The 20,484-nt window shown below is 70.2% G+C and carries 12 protein-coding genes; 1 reads left to right on the plus strand and 11 read right to left on the minus strand.

Annotated features, from left to right (window positions below):
- Positions 1-77: 77 nt before the first annotated feature.
- Genes uvrC through uvrB form a run of 4 tightly spaced genes read right to left on the minus strand, consistent with a single transcriptional unit; the run spans position 78 to position 8,209 of the window.
- Positions 78-2,153: an excinuclease ABC subunit UvrC gene (gene uvrC / locus DEJ14_RS10175; protein WP_111083955.1), complete on the minus strand. Its 2,076-nt coding sequence runs from the start codon at positions 2,151-2,153 to the stop codon at positions 78-80.
- Positions 2,154-5,180, minus strand: a complete 3,027-nt coding sequence (gene uvrA / locus DEJ14_RS10180; RefSeq protein ID WP_258373163.1) for an excinuclease ABC subunit UvrA — start codon at positions 5,178-5,180, stop codon at positions 2,154-2,156.
- A 49-nt stretch (positions 5,181-5,229) separates the two neighbouring features.
- Positions 5,230-6,147, minus strand: coding sequence for an SDR family NAD(P)-dependent oxidoreductase (locus DEJ14_RS10185; protein WP_111083954.1), 918 nt, complete (start codon positions 6,145-6,147; stop codon positions 5,230-5,232).
- Complete coding sequence (uvrB, locus tag DEJ14_RS10190; RefSeq protein WP_111084166.1) at positions 6,137-8,209, minus strand: excinuclease ABC subunit UvrB; 2,073 nt, start codon at positions 8,207-8,209, stop codon at positions 6,137-6,139. The genes DEJ14_RS10185 and uvrB overlap by 11 nt, the downstream gene beginning before the upstream one ends.
- A gap of 193 nt (positions 8,210-8,402) precedes the next feature.
- On the opposite strand from uvrB, the gene DEJ14_RS10195 reads away from it, so the two are divergent.
- Entirely contained in the window at positions 8,403-9,731 is a 1,329-nt protein-coding gene (locus DEJ14_RS10195) for an MFS transporter (protein ID WP_111083953.1), read from the plus strand.
- A 290-nt stretch (positions 9,732-10,021) separates the two neighbouring features.
- Here DEJ14_RS10195 and DEJ14_RS10200 read toward each other — a convergent pair whose 3' ends face one another.
- The 7 genes from DEJ14_RS10200 to polA all read right to left on the minus strand — a co-directional run bounded on the left by DEJ14_RS10200 (position 10,022) and on the right by polA (position 20,473).
- Positions 10,022-11,218 (minus strand): acyltransferase, encoded by a 1,197-nt coding sequence (locus tag DEJ14_RS10200; protein WP_111083952.1) that lies wholly within the window; start codon positions 11,216-11,218, stop codon positions 10,022-10,024.
- Positions 11,215-12,717 (minus strand): class I adenylate-forming enzyme family protein, encoded by a 1,503-nt coding sequence (locus tag DEJ14_RS10205; RefSeq protein WP_111083951.1) that lies wholly within the window; start codon positions 12,715-12,717, stop codon positions 11,215-11,217. The genes DEJ14_RS10200 and DEJ14_RS10205 overlap by 4 nt, the downstream gene beginning before the upstream one ends.
- 22 nt (positions 12,718-12,739) lie before the next feature.
- Positions 12,740-13,783, minus strand: coding sequence for a BPSS1187 family protein (locus DEJ14_RS10210; protein WP_146249674.1), 1,044 nt, complete (start codon positions 13,781-13,783; stop codon positions 12,740-12,742).
- Entirely contained in the window at positions 13,780-14,382 is a 603-nt protein-coding gene (coaE, locus tag DEJ14_RS10215) for a dephospho-CoA kinase (RefSeq protein WP_111083949.1), read from the minus strand. Before coaE ends, DEJ14_RS10210 begins: the two co-directional genes overlap by 4 nt.
- 92 nt (positions 14,383-14,474) lie before the next feature.
- Positions 14,475-15,953 (minus strand): 30S ribosomal protein S1, encoded by a 1,479-nt coding sequence (gene rpsA / locus DEJ14_RS10220; RefSeq protein ID WP_111083948.1) that lies wholly within the window; start codon positions 15,951-15,953, stop codon positions 14,475-14,477.
- Positions 15,954-16,113: 160 nt separating this feature from the next.
- Complete coding sequence (locus DEJ14_RS10225) at positions 16,114-17,793, minus strand: DUF885 domain-containing protein (protein WP_111083947.1); 1,680 nt, start codon at positions 17,791-17,793, stop codon at positions 16,114-16,116.
- A gap of 37 nt (positions 17,794-17,830) precedes the next feature.
- Positions 17,831-20,473 (minus strand): DNA polymerase I, encoded by a 2,643-nt coding sequence (gene polA / locus DEJ14_RS10230; RefSeq protein WP_258373162.1) that lies wholly within the window; start codon positions 20,471-20,473, stop codon positions 17,831-17,833.
- Between the last annotated feature and the right edge of the window lie 11 nt (positions 20,474-20,484).

Here is a 20,484-nt window from a genome sequence, read left to right on the forward strand (position 1 = left end):
CCGGGCGCGTCGCCCGGGGAGGTCTCGGCTGCGGGACCAGGGTATCGCCCGACAGGTGTCGGGAGGCACGGGATGCGTCACCTCGGCAGCTGCGGACCGTCGTGGGTCACGTCGGGGACCCGCACCGGGCCTCCTGGGAGCGGCGCAGCGTCCGCGATGCCCGCGGGGTCCGCGGGGTCCGTCTCGGCTTCCGGCGCGCTCGTCGGGCTCGCCGCACTGGTGGCCGGCGCGCTCGTCGGGGTCTGCTGCAGCTTCGTGACGACTGCCGCGGCGGTCGCGGGCCCGACGCCGTTGACCTCGCTGATCTCGTCGGCCGTGGCCTCGCGCAGCCGTGCCACGGACCCGAAGTGCTTGAGCAGCGCGTTCACCCGCGACGGCCCGAGCCCGGGGATCTCCGACAGCCGGGACCGCACGTCGCGCTTGCGGCGGGTGCGCTGGTGCGTGATCGCGAACCGGTGTGCCTCGTCACGGATGCGCTGGATGAGGAAGAGCGCCTCGGAGTTGCGCGGCATGATCACCGGGAAGTCGTCGTCGGGCAGCCAGAGCTCCTCGAGACGCTTCGCGATGCCGACCAACGCGATGTCACGCACCCCGGCTTCGTCCAGCGCACGCTTGGCGGCCTGCACCTGGGGTTGTCCACCGTCGACGATGAGGAGTTGCGGCCGGTACGCGAACCGCTTCGAGGGCTTGGAGCCCTCGACCACCTCGGCGCTCGTCACGTCGGGGACGTCCGGCAGGTCGGCGTCCTCGTCGAGGCGCGCCAGACGCCGGGTGAGCACCTGGTACATGCTGTCGGTGTCGTCCGTGGTCTCGGCGATCGTGTAGCGGCGGTACTGGTCCTTGCGGGGCAGGCCGTCCTCGAACACCACCATCGACGCCACGACGTTGGTCCCCTGCAGGTGCGAGATGTCGTAGCACTCCATGCGGAGCGGGGCCTCGGTCATGCCGAGGGCGTCCTGGATGTCGGCGAGGGCCGCGGAGCGCGTCGTGTAGTCGGCGGACCGCTTCGTCTTGTAGAGCATCAGCGCCTGAGCAGCGTTCTGCGCGGCCGTGCGGGCCAGGCCGGCACGGTCACCGCGCTGCGCCGTGCTGAGCTTCGTGCCGCGGCCGCCCCGCCGTTCGCTGAGCCACTGCTGCAGCGCGTCGGCGTCCTCGGGCAGGGTCGGCACCACGACCTCGCGCGGGGGCTCCTCGGCGACGGCCGCCGGCGTGAGCTCGTTGTCGGCGTAGACGCCCTGCACGATCTGCTCGACCAGGTCACCGGTCGAGATGTCGAGCTCCTTGTCGACGACCCACCCGCGGACACCGCGGATGCGCCCGCCACGAACCGAGAACAGCTGGACGGCGGCGGCGAGTTCGTCCTCGGCGATGCCGAACAGGTCGAGGTCCACCGAGTCGCGGAGCACCACGGCGGACTTCTCGAGCACCGCCTCGAGCGACTCGACCTGGTCGCGGAACTTCGCGGCCTGTTCGTACTGCATCGCATCGGCCGATGCGCCCATGCGCTGGCGCAGCTCGGTGATCACCCGGCGGTCGTAGCTGTTCATGAACCGCACGAACTCCTCGACGAGCGCACGGTGCTCCTCGATGGTGACGCGCTGCGAGCAGGGACCGCCGCACTTGCCGATCTGCCCGGGGAAGCAGGGCTTGCCCGTCTGCATCGCGCGCTTGTACGACGAGTCCGAGCAGGTGCGGATCGGGAACACCTTGATCATCAGGTCGATGGTGTCGTGCACCGCCCAGATCTTCGGGTACGGCCCGAAGTACTTCGCACCCTTGATCTTCCGGTTCCGCGTCACCATCACCCGTGGGGCCTCGTCCGCCATGGTGATCGCCATGTACGGGTACGACTTGTCGTCGCGGAACTTGACGTTGAACGGCGGGTCGAACTCCTTGATCCAGGTGTACTCGAGCTGCAGTGCCTCGATCTCGGAGCCCACCGTCGTCCACTCGACGCTGCGGGCCGTCAGCACCATCCGCCGGGTGCGTTCGTGCAGCGTCGGCAGCGGCGCGAAGTAGTTGCTCAGCCGGGCGCGGAGGTTCTTCGCCTTGCCGACGTAGAGCACCCGGCCGGCCTCGTCACGCCAGCGGTAGACGCCCGGGTCGGTCGGGATCTCCCCCGCCTTCGGGCGCCACGGGACGGTGTCCGCCACCTACCGTGCACCCGCCTTCTGCTTGGTCGACTTCTTCGGTCGGCTCGCCGTGCGGGCCTCGACCGCCTGCTGCTTGCCGACCCGGGCGTCCTGCGCGTCGAAGATCTCCCGCAGGAAGACGCCCGTGAAGCTCTCCGGCACGTCGGCGACGTGCTCCGGGGTGCCGGTCGCGAGCACCGTACCGCCGCCGGCACCGCCCTCTGGGCCCATGTCGATGACCCAGTCGGCCGACTTGATCACGTCGAGGTTGTGCTCGATCGTGATGACGGTGTTCCCCTTGTCGACCAGGCTCTGCAGCACCAGGAGGAGCTTGCGGACGTCCTCGAAGTGCAGACCCGTCGTCGGCTCGTCGAGCACGTAGACGGTCCGGCCGTTCGAGCGGCGCTGCAGCTCGGTGGCGAGCTTCACGCGCTGTGCCTCGCCGCCGGAGAGCGTGGTCGCGCTCTGGCCGAGACGGACGTACCCGAGGCCCACGTCGACGAGCGTCGCCATGTACCGGTGGATCGCGGAGATCGGTTCGAAGAACTCGGCCGCCTCGCTGATCGGCATGTCCAGGACCTCGGAGATGCTCTTGCCCTTGTAGTGGACCTGGAGCGTCTCGCGGTTGTAGCGCGCACCGCCGCAGACTTCGCACGCGACGTAGACGTCGGGCAGGAAGTTCATCTCGATCTTGATCGTGCCGTCGCCGGAGCAGTTCTCGCACCGGCCGCCCTTCACGTTGAAGCTGAACCGACCGGGCTGGTAGCCGCGGGTCTTCGCCTCGGGTGTCTCGGCGAACAGCTGCCGGATCCGGTCGAACACACCCGTGTAGGTGGCCGGGTTCGACCGCGGCGTGCGGCCGATCGGTGCCTGGTCGACGTGCACGACCTTGTCGAGCTGGTCGAGGCCCTTGACGCGGGTGTGCTTGCCGGCGATGTGCCGGGCGCCGTTGAGCTGGTTCGCGAGCACCTTGTACAGGATGTCGTTGACCAGGGTGGACTTGCCCGACCCGCTCACGCCGGTGACGGCGGTGAACACCCCGAGCGGGAAGTCGGCGTCGATCGTCTTCAGGTTGTTCGCCCGTGCGCCCTGCACGCTGATCGTGCGCTTCAGGTTGACCTTGCGACGCTCGGCCGGGACCTCGATCGCACGACGGCCGGCGAGGTAGTCCCCCGTCACCGACTCGCGGTTCGCGATGATGCCCTCGTACGAGCCCGAGTGCACGACGTTGCCGCCGTTGACGCCGGCCCCGGGGCCGATGTCGACGACCCAGTCGGCCGTGCGGATGGTGTCCTCGTCGTGCTCGACGACGATCAGGGTGTTGCCGAGGTCCTTGAGCTTGACCAGGGTGTCGATGAGGCGGCGGTTGTCCCGCTGGTGCAGCCCGATGCTCGGCTCGTCGAGCACGTACAGCACCCCGGTCAGGCCGGAACCGATCTGGGTCGCGAGACGGATGCGCTGTGCTTCGCCACCGGACAGCCCGCCGGCGCCGCGCGCCAGGGTCAGGTAGTTCAGGCCGACCTCGAGCAGGAACTCGAGGCGCGCCCGGATCTCACGCAGGACCGCCGCGGCGATGTGCGCTTCGCGGTCGGTGAGGGTCAGGGTGTCCATGAACGCGTACGCGTTGTCGAGGGACATGTCGGTGACGTCGGCGATGCTGCGGCCGTCGACCGTGACCGCCAGGACCTCGGGCTTGAGGCGCGTACCGTCGCACACCGGGCACGGGACCTCGCGCAGGTAGCCCTGGAAGCGCTGGCGCTGCGAGTCCGACTCGGCCTCGGCGAACTTGCGCTCGATGTAGGGCATGACGCCCTCGAACCCGCTGGTGTAGCGCATCTCACGGCCGAACCGGTTGCGCCAGGAGACCGACACCTGGAAGTCCTTGCCGGTCAGGATCGCGGCCTGCACTGAGGCGTCGAGCTGGCTCCACGGGGTGTCGAGCGTGAACCCGAGGTCCTTGCCGAGGCCGGCGAGGAGCTTCTCGAAGTACGAGTACAGCCCGCTCGCTCCGGTCCAGGGCAGCAGGACGCCGTCGCGCAGCGAGGCATCGGGGTCGCCGAGCACCAGGTCCGGGTCGACCGACATGCGCGTGCCGAGCCCGGAGCACTCCGGGCAGGCGCCGAACGGCGCGTTGAACGAGAACGTGCGGGGCTCGATCTCGGTCAGCGCGAGCGGGTGGTTGTTCGGGCACGACAGGTTCTCGGAGTAGGTGCGCACGGCGCCGGGGCCGTCGTGGTCGACCAGGTCGATGCCGACGGTGCCACCGGTCAGGCGCAGTGCCGTCTCGAGCGAGTCGGTGAGCCGACCGAGGATGTCCTCGTTCGACACCAGACGGTCGACGATCACCGAGATGTCGTGCTTGACCTGCTTCTTGAGCTTCGGCGGATCGCTGAGCTGGATGCGCTCACCGTCGACGATCGCGCGGGCGTAGCCGGACGCCGCGAGTTCCTGGAAGAGGTCGACGAACTCGCCCTTCTTCTTGGAGATGACCGGGGCGAGCACCTGGAAGCGCGTGCCGGACTCGAACTCCATGAGCTGGTCGGCGATCTGCTGCACGGTCTGCTTGCTGATGACCTCGCCGCACGTCGGGCAGTGCGGCACCCCGATGCGCGCCCAGAGCAGACGCATGTAGTCGTAGACCTCGGTGATCGTGCCCACCGTCGACCGCGGGTTGCGGTTCGTCGACTTCTGGTCGATCGACACCGCGGGCGACAGCCCTTCGATGAAGTCGACGTCGGGCCGGTCGACCTGCCCGAGGAACTGCCGCGCGTAGGCGGACAGGGACTCGACGTAGCGTCGTTGGCCCTCGGCGAAGATCGTGTCGAAGGCCAGCGACGACTTGCCGGATCCGGACAGGCCGGTGAACACCACGAGGGAGTCACGGGGGATCTCGAGGTCGACGTTGCGGAGGTTGTGCACCCGGGCCCCGCGGACGCTGAGCGTCGAGGAGCCGGTCGGGACGGTCACGCCGGGGAGGTGGGGGTCGGTCGGCTCGCCGAAGGCGTTCCGGCCCGAGGTCGCGGTGCCGCGGTCAGAGGTGATTGTCATCGCCGTCGATTGTACGAAAGGGGTCCGACATCCGCCCGCGAGTCGGTGGTCAGACGAGTGCGTCGAGAGCGAACGCGGCCCCGGAACGACCCTCGCTGGCCGTCCAGAGACGCGCGGCAGCGGTCCGGTCGTGTGCACGCGGCTCGGCACGGACCACGGCGGCGGGTCCGCGCAGCTGCATCCACCCGGCCGGGCCCCAGGACTCCCCCGAGCGCACGTCCGCGGCGACCGCAGCGTGCACGAGGGGCTCGGCACCGGCGTCCTTGCCCTGGGCGTACAGCCGCTGCGCAGGCCGGGTCCACGCAGGTTCCGGGCGCGACGGTGCGACGTCCGGGCGCTCCGGCGAGAGCGCGTCGAGCGACAACCCGGGGTGCGCGACCACGCTGGCGACGGACGAGCCCGCATCCGCCAACCGCTGGGCGAGTTCGAAGCCGAACAGCATCACCGCGAGCTTGCTGCGGCCGTACTGCCGGTAGCTGGAGTAGTGGCCGACACGGAACGGGTCGCCCGTGTCGAGGCTGGCCCACCGGTGTGCGATCGACCCGAGGTGCACGACGCGACCGCCACGCTGTTCGAGCAGCGGCAGCGTCAGCGCCGTCCAGGCGAAGTGGCCCAGGTGGTTCGTGCCGATCTGCAGCTCGGTGCCCTGTGCGGTGGTGCTCGGGGTCGAGGCCCCGACGACTCCGGCGTTGTTCACGATCGCGTCGACGCCGTCCGGTTCGAGGGCCGCGAGCTCGTCGGCGGCGGCACGGACGGAGTCGAGGTCGGCGAGGTCGAGGTGCACGTGCGCCAACGACGCCCCGTCCACGTGACGGCGGATGCTGTGCTCCGCCGCCGCCGCCCGACCGCGGTCGCGGGTGGCGAGCACGACCCGGTGCCCGGACGCGGCGAGCTGCTCGGCCGCGTGGTACCCGAGGCCCGCGCTCGCTCCGGTGACGACGACCGTGCGGCGACCGTCAGCTGACATGCCCGGCCGACTCCATCTGCCGCAGCGCCTTCTTCAGGTCCTGCACCTCGTCACGGAGTCGCGCGGCGAGCTCGAACTTCAGCTCGGCCGCGGCCTGCAGCATCTGGTCGTTGAGGTCGCCGATCGTCGCCTCGAGCTGGGTCGCGCCCTCGCCCGCGATGCCGCCGCGCTTCAGGTTCGGCGTGGGCGAGCGGCGACCGTCGGCGCCCGGACGACCCTGCAGCAGTGCCTTGGTGTCGTCGTTCTCGCGCTGCAGCACCTCGGTGATGTCGGCGATCTTCTTGCGGAGCGGCTGCGGGTCGATGCCGCGCTCCAGGTTGTACGCGACCTGCTTCTCGCGACGACGATCGGTCTCCTCGATCGCGGTCTTCATCGAGTCGGTCATCTTGTCGGCGTACATGAGCACCTGGCCCGACACGTTGCGGGCCGCGCGACCGATCGTCTGGATGAGCGACGTCGACGACCGCAGGAAGCCTTCCTTGTCGGCGTCGAGGATGGCCACCAGGGACACCTCGGGCAGGTCGAGGCCTTCTCGCAACAGGTTGATGCCGACGAGCACGTCGTAGACGCCCTGTCGGAGTTCGGTCAGGAGCTCGACGCGCTTGAGCGTGTCGACGTCGGAGTGCAGGTACCGCACCCGCACGCCCGCGTTGCCGAGGAAGTCGGTCAGCTCTTCGGCCATGCGCTTCGTCAGGGTCGTGACGAGCACGCGCTCGTCCTTGTCGACGCGCTGCTTGATCTCCTCGAGCAGGTCGTCGATCTGGCCGTCGCTCGGCTTCACCACGATCTCGGGGTCGACCAGGCCGGTCGGGCGGATGATCTGCTCGACGACGCTGTCCGTGATGCCGAGCTCGTACCGACCGGGCGTCGCCGACAGGAAGACCTTCTGCCCGACGCGGTCGAGGAACTCCTCGAACCGCAGCGGACGGTTGTCGAGGGCGCTCGGCAGCCGGAACCCGTGGTCGACCAGGGTGCGCTTGCGCGAGGCGTCGCCTTCGTACATCGCGCCGATCTGCGGCACGGTGACGTGCGACTCGTCGATGACGATGAGGAAGTCGTCGGGGAAGTAGTCGATGAGGCAGTGCGGCGCCTCGCCCGCGACGCGGCCGTCCATGTGCCGCGAGTAGTTCTCGATGCCCGAGCAGAAGCCGATCTGCTCCATCATCTCGATGTCGAACGTCGTGCGCATGCGGAGCCGCTGGGCCTCGAGCAGCTTGCCCTGCCCCTCGAGCTCGGCCAGGCGCTCGGCGAGCTCCGCCTTGATGTCGACGATGGCGCGGTGCATGACGTCGGTGTCGGCGACGTAGTGCGACGCCGGGAAGATCGACACGGCGGGCAGGTCGTTGATCACGTTGCCGGTCAGCGGGTGCAGGGACGAGAGCGCTTCGACCTCGTCGCCGAACATCTCGATCCGGATGGCGTGCTCTTCGTACATCGGGATGATCTCGATGGTGTCGCCGCGCACGCGGAAGGTACCGCGGGCGAAGTCGACGTCGTTGCGCTGGTACTGCATCGAGACGAACTTGCGCACGAGCTGGTCGCGCGAGATCGTCTGCCCGACGTGCAGTGCCACCGAGGCGTTCATGTACTGCTCGGGCGTGCCGAGGCCGTAGATGCAGGACACGGTCGACACCACGACGACGTCGCGCCGGCTGAGCAGCGAGTTGGTCGTCGAGTGCCGGAGCCGCTCGACCTCGGCGTTGACCGAGGAGTCCTTCTCGATGAAGGTGTCCGTCTGCGGGACGTACGCCTCGGGCTGGTAGTAGTCGTAGTACGACACGAAGTACTCGACCGCGTTGTTCGGCATCAGACTGCGGAACTCGTTCGCCAACTGGGCCGCGAGGGTCTTGTTGTGCGCGAGCACGAGCGTCGGCCGCTGCACCTGCTCGATGAGCCACGCGGTCGTCGCCGACTTGCCCGTACCGGTCGCACCGAGCAGCACGACGTCGGTCTCACCGGCGTTGATGCGCCCGGCGAGCTCGGCGATCGCCGCTGGCTGGTCGCCACTCGGCGTGTACTCGCTGATGACCTCGAACGGACGTACCGCTCGGGTCGGTTCGATCGCAACACCCATGCCCTCAACGGTAGTCGGCACCCCTGACACCGGCGCCCCTGCTCGCCCTGGGCGTATCGTCCTCGCCAAGCAGCCTCCAAGTCCGCTGATAACCAGCGGGCATAGCGTCCGGTCCGTTCAGCAACCCGATCGCTCCGCACGTCCCCGACGAGCCAGCACGAGCCACACCCGAAGAGGCCCCATGACGACGGCGACCCCCGCCGCACCGACGAAGGGCACCCCGTTCCGCGGTCGCATCCGCGGACGAGTGCTCCTCCTGCTCTGCTTCATGTACGCGATCTCGTACATCGACCGGACGAACATCTCGACGGCGCTGCCGCACATCACCGAGGAGTTCGGCTTCAACGAGGCCACCGCGGGCCTGATCGTGTCCGCGTTCTCGCTGCCGTACGCGCTGCTGCAGGTCTTCGGCGGCACGATCAGCGAGAAGTTCGGACCGCGCAAGGCCCTCTTCGTCATCACCGTGGTGTGGGGCGTCGCGACGCTGTGGACGGGGTTCGCCGTCGGCTTCTGGACCCTGTTCGCGGCCCGGGCGCTCCTCGGGCTCAGCGAGGCCGCGGCGTTCCCGACCGCGACCCAGGCCATGACCCGCTGGATCCCCCGCGACCGCAACGGCTTCGCGCAGGGCGTCGTGCACTCCGCGGCTCGGCTCGGCAACGCGCTGGCCCCGTTGCTCGTCGCCTGGGTGATCGGTTCGACGGGCAGCTGGCGGTGGGCGTTCTTCGCCACGGCGGTCCTGTCCTTCGCCTGGGGCATCGTCTGGTTCGTCTGGTTCCGCGACAAGCCCGAGTCCACGAAGGGCATCACGCAGGTCGAGATCGACGAGCTCCCGCCCGTCGAGACCCGTGCGACCCGTCCGCCGGTGCCGTGGCGGCAGATGGCGCGGCAGATCCTGCCGGTGACCTTCGTCGACTTCGGCTACGGCTGGACCCTCTGGGTGTTCCTCACGTGGCTGCCGACGTTCCTCAGCTCGACCTACGGACTCGAGATCGGCGACTTCGCGCTGTTCACCACGCTCATCCTGCTCGCCGGCGTCGTCGGGGACACGGTCGGCGGCATGCTCAGCGACCGGATCATCCACCGCGGCGGCAACACCCGGAACGCCCGCCTGACCGTCCTGGTGATCGGACTCGGCGGGTCGCTCGTCTGCCTCATCCCGCTCGTCATCGGGCAGGGCCTGCTCGTCGCGACGATCTCGCTCGCGCTGTCGTTCTTCTTCCTGGAGCTCTGCAACGCGAACCTCTGGGCGATCCCGATGGACGTCGCCCCGCAGTGGTCCGGCACCGCGTCCGGCTTCATGAACACCGGCTTCGGCATCGCCGGCGTGGTCTCCCCGATCGTCTTCGGGCTGCTCATCGACGCGTCCGGCTGGCAGCTGCCGTTCGCCCTGTCGTGCGTGCTGCTCGGCGCCGCGGCGGTCGTCGCGTGGTTCATGAAGCCGCAGCGGCTCACGTCGACGAACGGCGTCCTCGAGGTCGGCACCCCCGCCGCCGAGCAGCGCGCCGCCTGACCCGCGACGCGCGCCGTCAGCGGCACGCCGTGCCGAATCGGGCGTACCTGGTCGAGAGGAACGACCAGGTACGCCCGATTCCGCTGTCCGGTGCGGGACCCACCGGGCGTGCGCGCGGCCCTGGTGGTCCCCACCCGCCGGACGGGAGGCCCGAGTCCGGCCCGACCCGCGCCTCCCGTCCGGCGCGCAGCGCGTCCACCGCTGCGAAGCGCACCCGCCGCCGCGCACAGCAAGCAGGAACGGGCGTCCCTGGTCGGGAGGACCGACCAGGGACGCCCGGAACGCACGGGTCAGCGCTGCGGGCTGCGCGCCCGACGCTGGGCGCGGGACGCGAGCGACGGCCGGCCGGTGAGCGGCACGCTCAGCGGGGTCCACCGGAACGCCTCGGTGACCGCCACGGACAACACCACCACCAGCAGGTACGTGACGAGGGTCAGCCACGGCCGCGGCACCACGGCCTCGAGCCAGCTGTCGCCGTACAGCAGGATCCAGATGAGGAACGGGTGGCTCAGGAAGATCCCGAACGACCGGTCCGAGGCGTAGTCGACGAAGCGCGCGACCGGGCTGCCGGGGCGCCGACGGTCCGCCCAGCGCGCACCGATCGCCAGGAAGCCGACGAAGACCGCGGTGCTCCACACGGCCTCGATCGGTTGCAGCGGTGTCCCGGCGGCGTAGAGCGACTGGCCGAGGGCGACCTGGAGCGCCCAGACGCCGAGCGTCAGTGCGCCGACGCCGGCGAAGGCCCAGAGCACGGACCGTCGGTGCACCCGGATGAACCGGAGGAACGCGTCGGCGTGGTCGGCGGCGATCGCCCCGGAGACGATGAAGAACACGTACGAGAAGAAGAACTGCTTCTGGTACCCGTGCAGCCAGGCATCGCTCGCCGGGAAGTACTTGTACCCGGCGAACACGACGAGCTGCACGATCAGCGCGACGACGAGCGTCGTGACGTGGTGCCCGCGGGTCTTCCGGACCAGCCACACGATGACCGGCAGCAGCAGGTACACCTGCATGGTCACGAGCAGGAAGTACAGGTGGTACCAGGACGTGCCGGTGACGACGCCCTCGGCGAGGGTGCGCACCAGGTCGGGCACGTCGCCCCGACGGGTGCTGCTGAGGAGCCAGCTCGAGCCGACGTACACGACCGACCACGCCAGGTACGGCACCCCGACGAGCAGGAACCGCTTCGGCCAGAACTGCGCCATCGGCCGCGGTCGCAACGTGTAGCTGTAGACGAGCACGAACGCCGTCAACGAGAAGAAGACGAGCCGGGTGAAGTGCAGCAGGGCGAGCAGCGCGTTCAGGCCGACGTCGTCGGAAGCGGCCGTGTGGCTGGTGGTGTGCACGCCGATGACGCAGGCGAAGGTCAGGATCCGGAGGACGTCGACCTCGTACAGGTGGCGTGGCTTGCCCGCCGCGGTGCGGGTCGGGGTCTGGACCTGCAGCTGCTGCGGCTGGGCCTGCGGCTTCGGCTGGGCGCCGGTCACGACGGCTGCGCCATCGTCCGCACCTTCGCCCGCTGCACCTTGCCGGTGGGCGCACGCGGCAGGTCGGGGACCACGATGATCTCGACGGGGCGGCGGAAGCGGGTCAGGTGGGCCTCGGCGCGCGCGGTCAGGTCGGCGACGAGCGCAGCGGCGTCGACCGGCGCCGCTGCGTCCTGCTGCAGGATCACGTACGCCACCGGGACAGCCCCGAGCACGTCGTCCGGCCGCCCGACCACGACGGCCTCGAGCACCCGGGGGTCGCCGAGCAGGACGTCCTCGACCTCGGCCGGGTACACCTTCTCCCCGCCACGGTTGATGACGTCGTCGGAGCGCCCGGCGAGCGAGACCCAGCCGTCCGCAGTGACGGAGCCCACGTCGCCGGTGCTCAGCCAGCCGTCGGCGTCGAAGCGGTCCGCCGCGCGCCCGAACAGGTAGCGCCCGACGATCCCCGGGCCGCGCACCCACAGCGCACCGACCTCGTCGGCGGGCAGGGCTGCGCCGTCCTCGTCGCGTGCCTGCACCTCGGACCCGACGGGCACGCCGACGGTCCCGGGGCGAGCGGGCGCGTCCAGCGGCGTCGCGGTGATCTGCGACGCGCCTTCGGTCATCCCCCAGCTCACGACGAGCGGGACGTCCCCGAGTGCAGTGCGCACCGGGTCCGGCAGCGGTGCCGAAGCGCTCCGGACGAACCGGAGGCCCTCCGGGAAGTCCAGCGGCCCGGTCTTCGCGAGCACGGCGAGGATCGCCGGCACCGCGTTCAGCCAGGTGATGCGCCGCTCGGCGAGCAGCTCCCAGAACCCGGTCCGCCGGAAGCGCACGTCGAGCACGAGCGTCGCCCCGGCCACGAGCGTCGCCAGCAGGCCGACGACCTCGGCGTTGACGTGGAACAGCGGCAGCGAGTTGAACCCGCGGTCGCGGCCCGTCAGCCCGTTGTGCCGCGCGACCGCCCGCGCGACGAACAGCAGTTGCGACTCCGGCAGCTCGACGCCCTTCGGAGCGCCGGTCGACCCCGAGGTGAAGAGCACCACGGACCCCTCGCCCGGTGCGTCCGGACTCTGCGTGGGCACGTCACCGTCACGGACGGCGGCCGGGAGGAACGTGGCCGCGTCGATCCCGCTGGCGGGCACCCCGGGGACGGCCCCGTCCACGGCACGGTCCGACACCACGATCGAGGCCCCGCCGATCAGGTCGGCGAGGCGGGCCGGCTCGGTCGCCGGCTGTCCGGTGTCCACCGGGACGGCACGGCGCCCGGTCGCCACGGCGGTCAGGTGCACCACGGCGAACGCGAGGGGGTCGCCGACGTCGACGAGGACGGCTCCGGAGGCGGGCACGCCGATCGCGTCGAACGTCGCGGACCAGGCGGTCACGGCGTCCTCGAGCGCTCGGTAGGTCAGGACGCGCGCGGAACGGGCGTCCTCCAGGTAGGGGCGCTCGGGGTTCTCCGCGGCGCGGTCGCGGATGAGCGAGCGCAGGTCGGGTTCTCCGTCGACGGGCTGCACCAGCAGAGGCTATTGCGCGAGCCTATGAGCCGTCAGAGGGGAACCGGTGCAGCATCCACTGCCAGAGCGCGGTCATCCGGGGTTCCCCGTCCGGTCCGAGCGGCGTGGAGTCCTTGATGATGAACGAGTGCGCCTTCCCCCGGCCCCGGACGTCGGTCAGGATCGCGTGCGGCTCCGCGCCGGCGAGCGGCGGATCGGTGTCCGTCCGGAAGGGGCCGTCGACACCGTCGAGCCCGAGCACCCGCCACGATCCGGTGATCCGCGCGCCGAAGGTGTCGCGGACGTCGTCGACGGCGAACATCCGGGCGACGGGGGTCTTGCCGGGACGGTTCATCCACGCCGCGTGCGACGGACCCCGTGACTCGACGGGCGACGAGAACATCAGTGCCCCGCGGACGGACCGGATGTGCGCGATGTACGCCGCCTCGCCGCCGCCCTGGGAGTGCCCGGCCACGACGATGTCCTGCCAGGCGATGTCGTCGTCGCCCTGCACGAAGCGGCCCCACCCGCCGTCGGGGTCGTGGTCGTCGAGGTAGGCCACCGCGTCGCGGAAGCGGGACACGATCGACCCGGCGGGCGTCACCGAACTGAACTCGGACTGGCGGGTGCCGTCGAACCGGTTGCGCTGCACCATGCCGTAGCAGCGGGCGTCGGCCTCGCACGTGCCGGACAGGGTGCGACCGAGGTTCCAGTAGTCCAACCCGAGCACGTGGTAGCCGTCGGCCAGGGCCTGCCCGAGGAACCGCTGGTACTCCGCCGGGCGGGACCTCGTCGCGGGCAGGAACAGCAGCAGGGGGCCGTCCGCCGAGGTGCGGGCGGCGAAGTCGTCGCGGTTCGGGGTGAGCCGCTCGCCGCCCACGGTACCGAGCCGGAATCGGTGGAACTCCCCCTCGGGTCCGCGCTCGTCGCCCGACGGTGGCTCGTCGGCGTGCGAGCGGTCGATCGTGGGGACGCGGCCCTCGTCCTCGATGCGCTGCGCACCGAGCAGGTTCGCCGCGACCAGCGCACCGCCGCCGATCGCGACGAGGACGATCGCGGCGAGGACGAGCAGCAGACGGTGCTTCACGAGGTGATCCGCGACCACACTTCGTCGGCCGATCGGATCGTCTGGTCGAGTGTGCCCGTCGCGTCGACGACGTGGTCGGCGAGCGCGAGTCGGTCGGCGTCGCTCGCCTGTGCAGCCACCCGGCGCTCGGCCTCGTCGCGGGCCATGGCACGGTGCTCCACCAGCCGCTCGATGCGCTGCGCGGCGGGGGCGTCGACGACCACGACCGCATCGAACCGGAGCGGGCGGGATCCGCGGGCCTCGGCGAGCAGGGGCACGTCGTACACGACGACCGCGTCCGGGTCGACGGCCTCGGCCGCGTCGAAGGCACGCTGGGCGAGCCGCCAGACCTCGGGGTGGGTGATCGCCTCGAGGTCCTTGCGTGCCGCGGGGTCGGAGAACACGATCGCTCCGAGCGCGGGACGGTCGAGCGAGCCGTCGGCCGCGATCACCGAGGAGCCGAACCGCTCGGCGACCTGCGCGAGCCCGGGGCTGCCGGGTGCGACCGCGTCCCGCGCCAGCCGGTCGGCGTCGACGACGACGCCGCCGTGCTCCGCCCACCGCTTGGAGACCGTCGACTTGCCCGCGGCGATGCCGCCCGTGAGACCGATGATGCGCACTGCGACAGGTTAACGACCCGCAGCGTGGAAACGCCGGAAGCCCGGCACCCCCTGGGGGATGCCGGGGCTTCCGGTCAGTGCGACTCGCTCGATCAGTTGGTCGAGCTGAGCTTCTCGCGGAGCGCCGCCAGCGAAGCGTCGTCGGCGAGGGGGCTTGCGCCACCGGTCTCGCTCGAGAACGACGACGAAGAGGAAGCGGACGACGTCGATGCGCCGGCCGGGAGGTCGAAGCCACCCTTTTCCTCGTCGGCGATGGTCTTCGCGACCTGCGCCTTGTGGGCTTCCCAACGACCCTGGGCGGCCGCGTACTGGCCCTCCCACTCGGTGCGCTGGGTGTCGTAGCCCTCGAGCCACTCGTTCGTCTCCGGGTCGAAGCCGTCCGGGTACTTGTAGTCACCCTTGTCGTCGTACTCGGTCGGCATGCCGTAGAGCGCCGGGTCGAACTCGGTGCCCTCGGGGTCCACGCCCTCGTTCGCCTGCTTGAGGCTGAGCGAGATGCGGCGACGGTCGAGGTCGATGTCGATGATCTTGACGAAGACCTCGTCGTTGACCGAGACGACCTGCTCGGCGAGCTCGACGTGCTTGTTCGAGAGCTCGGAGATGTGCACCAGGCCCTCGATGCCGTCGGCAACGCGGACGAAGGCACCGAACGGGACGAGCTTCGTGACCTTGCCCGGTGCGATCTGGCCGATCGCGTGGGTGCGGGCGAAGACCTGCCACGGGTCCTCCTGCGTCGCCTTGAGCGAGAGCGACACGCGCTCACGGTCCAGGTCGACCTCGAGGATCTCGACGGTGACTTCCTGACCGACCTCGACGACCTCGCTGGCGTGCTCGATGTGCTTCCAGCTGAGCTCGGAGACGTGGACGAGACCGTCGACGCCACCGAGGTCCACGAACGCACCGAAGTTGACGATCGAGGACACGATGCCCTTGCGGACCTGGCCCTTGTGCAGGTTGTTGAGGAACGTGGTCCGGGACTCGGACTGCGTCTGCTCGAGGAGCGCACGGCGCGACAGGACCACGTTGTTGCGGTTCTTGTCGAGCTCGAGGATCTTCGCCTCGATCTCCTGGCCGAGGTACGGCGTGAGGTCGCGGACGCGACGGAGCTCGATGAGCGAGGCGGGGAGGAAGCCGCGGAGACCGATGTCGACGATCAGGCCACCCTTGACGACCTCGATGACCGTGCCGGTCACGACGCCGTCGGACTCCTTGATCTTCTCGACGTCGCCCCATGCGCGCTCGTACTGCGCACGCTTCTTGGACAGGATGAGGCGGCCTTCCTTGTCCTCCTTCTGGAGGACCAGGGCCTCGACCTCGTCGCCGACCTTGACGACCTCGTTGGGGTCGACGTCGTGCTTGATCGAGAGCTCGCGCGAGGGGATGACGCCCTCGGTCTTGTAACCGACGTCGAGGAGGACCTCGTCGCGGTCGATCTTCACGACGGTGCCGGAGATGAGATCACCGTCGTTGAAGAACTTCAGGGTCTTCTCGACCTCGGCCAGGAAGTCATCAGCCGAACCGATGTCGTTGATGGCGACCTGCTTAGGAGCCTTGGTCGTAGTGGTTGTCATGTAGAGATTGCTCCGAACGGACATGAGTCGGGCCGTGGCGGGCGAGGAGTCGAGACCCCCGTGGTGCACCGCCGTGGCGATTGATTGTGTGACGCGGATTGCGCCGCACAAGTCTAACCGCACCGGCGGAGCCCCCACAACCGGGCGTGTCGCCCGCGCGTCAGCCGAGCAGCGCGCTCCGCAGCGTGTCGAGACCGACGCTCCCGAGGGCGAGCGCGCGACGGTGGAACGACTTCAGGTCGAAGTCGGCGCCTTCGCGAGCGGCGACCTCGTCGCGGATCGACTCCCACACGCGCTGGCCCACCTTGTACGACGGCGCCTGTCCGGGCCACCCGAAGTACCGCGCGACCTCGAACTGCACGAACGCGTCGTCCATGTTCACGTTCTCGCGCATGAAGTCGAGGGCGTACTCCCACGTCCAGCCGCCGCCGTCCGGGTTGGTCTTCTGCAGGTGCACGCCGATGTCGAGCACCACGCGGGCGGCACGCATGCGCTGGCCGTCGAGCATGCCCAGCCGGTCGCCGTCGTCGTCGAGGAACCCGAGCTGCTCCATCAGACGCTCGGCGTAGAGCGCCCAACCCTCGACGTGTCCGGACGAGCCGGACAGCTGGCGACGCCACGTGTTCAGCTCACCGCGGTTGTAGACGCCCTGGCTGATCTGCAGGTGGTGCCCGGGGACGCCCTCGTGGTAGACCGTCGTCTTCTCGCGCCAGGTGCCGAACTCGGTGACGCCCTCGGGCACCGACCACCACATCCGGCCCGCGCGCGAGAAGTCGTCGGACGGGCCGCTGTAGTAGATCCCGCCCTCCTGCGTCGGGGCGATGCGGCACTCCAGCCGGCGGATCGGGTCCGGGATGTCGAAGTACGTGCCGGCCATCGCGGCGACGGAGGCATCGCTCGTCTCCTGCATCCAGCGCTGCAGGGCGTCCGTGCCGTGCAGGATCCGCGACGGGTCGGTGTCCAGCACCTCGATCGCCCGGGCCACGCTCGCACCCGGCTCGATCCGGTCCGCGATCCGCTCTTGCTCGTCACGCATGCGGGCGAGTTCCTCGAGGCCCCACTCGTACGTCTCGTCGAGGTCGACGACGGCGCCGAGGAACCGGCGGGAGTGCAGCTCGTAGGCCTCGCGCCCGACGGCGTCGACCGGGGTGGCGAGCGGCAGCAGCTCGTGCTCGAGGAACTGTCCGAGGCTCCGGTACGCGGCCGAGGCGACCTCGGCCCCGCGGGTCAGCTCGGCACGGAGCGAGTCCGGCACGGGCGAGCCGTCGTCGAACGCCGCACCCTCGGCGAGCCGGCGGAAGAAGCCGTCCTCGGCACCGTTGCGGGCGGCCTGCTCCGCGACCAGGGCGACCTGCCGCTTCGCCGGGGTGACGTCCTCGCGCGTGCCCTCGAGCAGGGTCTCGCGGATGCCCTCGAGCGCGTCCGGCAACGCGTGCAGCCGGCTGGCGACGTCGTGCCAGTCCGACTCGGTCGCCGTCGGCATCAGGTCGATGATCTCGCGGACCGACTGCGCCGGGCTCGCGATCACGTTGAGGTCGCGGAGGTGCAGCTTCCGCGCGTACGACTCCTGCACCAGGTCGAGTTCGGCGCCGAGGTCCGCCTTCGTGACCTCGTCGACGGGGTCCACCGCCGCCGCGGCGTCGAGCGCGTGCTTCGCGGCCCGTGCCGCGTCGGCCAGGGCGGCCGCGCCGGCGGGTGAGGTGTCGCCGTACTCCCCCGTGCGACCCGGAACACCGATGTACGTGGCCGTCGTCGGGTCGAGGTCGACGAGGGTGGCGACCCATCCCTCGGCCACGTGGTCGACGGCGGTCTGCTGGCGGACGGGACGCTCTTCGCTCATGCTCCGACCCTATCCACCAGCGCCGTCCGGCACGCGGTCAGTGCGCCGCGCTCTCCCAGTTCGCACCGAGACCGACCGAGACGTCGAGCGGCACGGTGAGTTCGGCGGCGTTGCCCATCCGGGTGCGCAGGATCTCCTCGACGCGGTCCTGCTCGCCGGGCGCGACCTCGAGGATGAGCTCGTCGTGCACCTGGAGCAGCAGGTGCGACTCGAGTCCGCCGTCGCGCAGGTCCTCGTCGACGCCGAGCATCGCGATCTTCATGATGTCGGCCGCCGAGCCCTGGATCGGCGCGTTCAGCGCGGCACGCTCGGCGTTCTCGCGCAGGACGCGGTTCGGGCTCTTCAGGTCCGGGAACGGCCGGCGACGACCGAAGATCGTCTCGGTGTAGCCGTCCTCGCGCGCCTGCTCGACGACGTTGCGCAGGTAGTCGCGCACGGCACCGAACCGGGCGAAGTACTCGGTCATGAGCGTCCGGGCCTCGGACTGCTCGATGCGGAGCTGCTTCGACAGCCCGAACGCGCTCAGCCCGTAGGCCAGGCCGTACGACATCGCCTTGACCTTGGTGCGCATCTCGGCGGAGACCTCGGACGGCTCGACACCGAACACGCGGGCGCCGACGAAGCGGTGCAGGTCCTCGCCCTCGTTGAAGGCCTGGATGAGACCGGGGTCGCCGGACAGGTGCGCCATGATGCGCATCTCGATCTGCGAGTAGTCGGCCGTGATGAGCGTCGTGTACGGCTCGGCGACGGCGAACGCCGACCGGACCCGGCGTCCGACCGCGGTCTTCACCGGGATGTTCTGCAGGTTCGGGTCGGTGGACGAGATGCGACCGGTGCTGCTGCCCGTCTGCTCGTACCGGGTGTGGATGCGCCCGTCGACGATCGCCGCGTCGAGCGTGTCGACGATCTGGCGGAGCTTCGTGGCGTCGCGGTGCTGCAGCAGCTGGCCGAGGAACGGGTGCGGATGCTGCTCCTGCAGGTCGGCCAGACTGGCCGCGTCGGTCGAGAACCCGGTCTTCGTCTTGCGGGTCTTCGGCATCGCGAGCTCGGTGAACAGCACTTCCTGCAGCTGCTTCGGGGACCCGAGGTTCACCTCGTGCCCGATCTCGGCGAACGCCTGCTGCGCCAGGTCGGCGGCACGCTCTCCCAGTTCCTTCGACAGCCCCGTGAGTACCGGGCGGTCGATGCCGACACCGATCGTCTCCATGCTCGCGAGCACCGACACCAGCGGGAGCTCGATGTCGTCGAGGACCTTGAGCGAGGACTCGTCGATCCGGGCACGGAGCGCCGTCGTGACCCGCAGGACGAACCACGCGTGCACGCCGACGTTGACCGGGTCGGTCTCCGGCACGAGCTGGTTCGGGTCGGCGGTGGGGAGCTCTTCGCCGAGCTCCTGGTAGACGAGGTCGGCCAGCGGCTGCCCCTGCTTGCCGGGCTGGGCGAGCCACCCAGTGATGCGGGCGTCGCCGGCGATGCCGTTCACGACGAAGCCCGCGGTCGCGAGCACCTTGATCGCGGTCTTGGCATCGTGGAAGTGCTTCGGGGCGTCGGAGGCGAACCACGCCGACAGCTGCTCGTAGTCCTTCGCGCCGCTGCCGCCGGGCACCTGGACGGCGTCGTCGTGGGTGGCGATGCCGATGGTGCTGAGTCGGCCGTCGATGACCTCGACCGCGACGCCGTAGCCGTTCGCCGCCTCGGACGCGTTGCGGCGCTCGAGCCAGTACCCGAGTTCTTCGTCGATCAGGGTCTTCACCGACGGCGGGGTCGCGGTGCCGTCGGTCACCCCGCCCTCGGCCGGCTGCTCGGACGGTTCGCCGGAGCCGGCGACCTTGAAGACGCGGTCGAGCAGCGTGCGGAACTGCAGCTTGGCGAACAGCTCGCGCACGGCGGTCTCGTCGAGGGGACGGAGCGCGACGTCCGCCGGGCCGACGGGCAGTTCGACGTCGGTGACGAGGCGGTTCAGCCGGCGGTTGCGGACGGCACGGTCCTGCTGCTCGCGCAGGTTGTTGCCGACGACGCCCTTGATCTCGTCGGCGTGCTCGAGGACCCCCTCGAGCGAGCCGTACTGCGTGACCCACTTGACCGCGGTCTTCTCGCCGACCTTGTCGATGCCGATCAGGTTGTCGCTGGTCTCGCCGACGAGCGCGGCGATGTCCGGGTACTGGTGCGGCTCGATGCCGTAGCGCTCGTACACCTTGTCGCGGTCGTACCGGGTGAGCTCGGAGACGCCACGGACCGACGGGTACAGCAGCGTCACGTCGTCGTTGACGAGCTGGATGGCGTCGCGGTCGCCGGAGACGACGTACACCTGGTACCCCTGCGCAGCACCCTGGGACGACAGGGTCGCGAGGATGTCGTCGGCCTCGTAGTCCTCCTTCGTCACGGTGGTGATGCCCATCGCCTCGAGCGCCTGCTGCAGCAGCGGGATCTGCCCCTTGAACTCGGCCGGGGTCTCGGAGCGGGTGCCCTTGTACGCCTCGTACTCACGGGTGCGGAACGAGAACCGGGAGATGTCGAACGCCACCGCCAGGTGCGTCGGCTTCTCGCGCTGCAGGAGCATGAGCAGCATCGAGATGAAGCCGTGGATGGCGTTCGTGTGCTGCCCGTCGCGGTTCACGAAACTGTCGACCGGCAGCGCGTAGAAGGCCCGGAAGGCGAGCGAGTGGCCGTCGATGACCATGAGGGTAGGCT

Origin of the sequence: Curtobacterium sp. MCJR17_020 (assembly GCF_003234365.2) — a bacterium.
Taxonomy (GTDB): domain Bacteria; phylum Actinomycetota; class Actinomycetes; order Actinomycetales; family Microbacteriaceae; genus Curtobacterium.